The organism is Pseudomonas sp. MWU12-2345, from assembly GCF_023242385.1.
Lineage (GTDB): Bacteria > Pseudomonadota > Gammaproteobacteria > Pseudomonadales > Pseudomonadaceae > Aquipseudomonas > Aquipseudomonas gingeri_D.
This window is the reverse complement of sequence record NZ_JALLJA010000042.1, coordinates 1-2,625: the sequence shown is the minus strand read 5'-3', so window position 1 is coordinate 2,625 and position 2,625 is coordinate 1. Positions and strand designations below refer to the sequence as shown.

The 2,625-nt window shown below is 61.6% G+C and carries 1 pseudogene; it reads left to right on the top strand.

The annotated features are described in order from the left end of the window. Positions 1-2,625: pseudogene (locus M5C71_RS33525) on the top strand (hemagglutinin); the annotation flags it as partial.

The following is a 2,625-nucleotide window of genomic DNA, read 5'->3' as shown; positions in this document are numbered from 1 at the left end:
TCGGCCAAGCTCAATGCCGAGATCAATGCAAAGAAGCTGGCAATTATTGCCGGTGCCAACGATGTGGATGCTAAGACGCTCAAGGCGACGGCGCGTGCGGCCAATCCGGCGGATGCACCGCAACTGGCCATCGACTCCTCGGCGTTGGGCGGTATGTACGCAGGGGCTATCCGGCTGGTCGGTACCGAAGCCGGTGTGGGGGTAAAGCTCGACGGCAAGATGGTCGCCAGCGGTGGCGATATCCAGCTCGATGCCAACGGTCATCTGAGCATGGTCGAGACGGGGGCGAGCGGGGCGATCAATGTCAACGCCGCCAGTCTTGAAGCCAAAGGTCCGATGTACGCTGGTACGACCCTGGATGTTAAAACCCAGGGCGATCTGACCAGCCAGAACAATCTGGTGGCCAAGGACCGCATCACGCTGAACAGCGGGGGGCAACTGACCAACAACGGCATTATTGAAGCCGGGGTCAATGCCGACAAAACCCGTAATGCGCTCGCTGACGTCAGCATCACTGCGCAGAACGTGACCAACAACGGCCAGAGCATCATCGCCAGCCGTGACTTGAGTGTCACGGCCACGCAAACCCTGAGTAACCAGGGCGGCACCCTGAGCGGTCAACGGCAAACCACCGTCAGCGCTGGCACCCTCGACAACCAGAGCAAAGGTCGAGTCCTTGGCGCTGATCGTCTGAATCTGACGGCTGACACCGTGCTCAACGCCCAGGGCGGCCTGATCAAAGGCCAGAATGCCTTGATCGCCACCCTCGGTCACCTGAACAACAACGCCGGTGAAGTCTCCAGCCAAGGCAACACCACGTTGATCCTCGGCTCCATGGACAACCTCACCGGCCTGGTCATGGCCAATAACGTTCTGGACATTACGGCCACGGGCGCGGTGAACAACCAGAACGGTCGCCTGGGTTCGAACAATAGCTTCACCTTCAAGGGCCAGTCCCTCGACAACACCCAGAAGGGGCGCATCACCGCGCAGCAAAGCCTCGGCCTGACCGCTACCCATCTGGATAACACCGGCGGCTCGCTTATCACCAATGGCCCGCTGAGCCTGACCGCCGACACCGTGGACAACGCCACGGGCCGAATCTCCAGCCAGGGTGACCTGACCGCCAACGTCACCACCTTCAACCAGCAGGATGGCGCGCTGGTCACCGACGGCAACCTGAGCCTGACCGGCAGCACCCTGGACAACCGCAATGCGGCGCTGATCTCGGCAAAAAAACGGCTGACCCTGAACGTCGGCAATATCGACAACCGCGCGGGGGAAATCTCCAGCGTGCAGGCGGTCAACCTCAATGGTCAGTACCTGAACAACAGCGACGGCGGCAAGGTCCTTTCCGACACCGCGCTGGGCCTCAAGGTCGCGCAAGTGATCAACCAGAGCCTGGGCCAGTTGGTCAGCCAGGGCAGCACCACGCTGACCGGCAGCAGCCTGGATAACAGCGGCGGTAAAGTGAGTGCGCAGTCGGGTCTGGTGATCACCCTCGACGCTGCCCTGACCAACCAGCTCTCCGGCCTGATCAGCAGCGAAGGCACCCTGACGACTCACGCTGCCAGCCTGGATAACTCGGGCGGCAGTTTCTCCAGTGCCGGCCAATTGAGCCTCACCAGCGATGGTGCATTGATCAACCAGGGTGGTCGACTGGTCACCGACGGCGGTATCGACTTGCACAGCGCCAGCCTTGATAACCGTCAGAGCGGCACGATCAGTGGCCAGGGCCCGGTGTCGATCACTACGGGTGCCTTCGACAATAGCCACAGCGGTTTCCTCAGCAGTGGCAATCGCCTTGATCTGACCACCGCCCAATTGACCAACCAGGACGGTGGCCGTATCGGCGCCAAGGACCTGACCGCCAGCGTCACCGGTCTGGACCAGCAAGGCGGTTCGCTGAAAGGCGATGCGTCGCTGACCCTGGACCTCAATCACGGTCAACTGAACAACCAGGGCGGCCTGATCAACGCGCCGTTGCTGGTGTTGAACAACCTCAAGGGCGTGAACAACCAGGGCGGCGAAATCTCCAGCGCCCAGGCCTTTACCCTCGCCGCCGCTAGCCTGAACAACGACAGCGGCAAGTTGTTGAGCAACCAGGCCCTGACCCTGCGTATCGACCAGGCCCTGAGCAATATCAAGGGCATGATCGCGGCGGCTTCGGTTGATGCGCATGCCGGTAGCCTCGACAACAGCGGCGGCACCCTGACCAGTCGTGCTGACCTGGGCCTGACCGTTGACGGTCAGTTGACCAACCAGAGTCTGGGCCTGATCAACGCCACCAACAGCCTGACCATTAACAGCGCCGGCCTCAACAACCAGGGCGGTAGTCTGCTGGGCAGCGCCATTGCCCTCGATTTCGGTGCGGCAACGGGTGATCTGAACAACGCCGCCGGCCATATCACCACGGCCGGTAACCTGACGATCAGTCACCTGCGCGACCTGAACAACCAGGGCGGCACACTGACCAGCGAACAAAGCCTCAACCTGACCGGGCGCACCCTGGACAACAGCAACGGCGGCAAGCTGATCAGCAACAACCAGTTGACCCTGACCGCCGACAACCTGATCAACCAGAATGCAGGTTTGCTGTCGGGTTGGCAGGGCGTGACGCTCAAC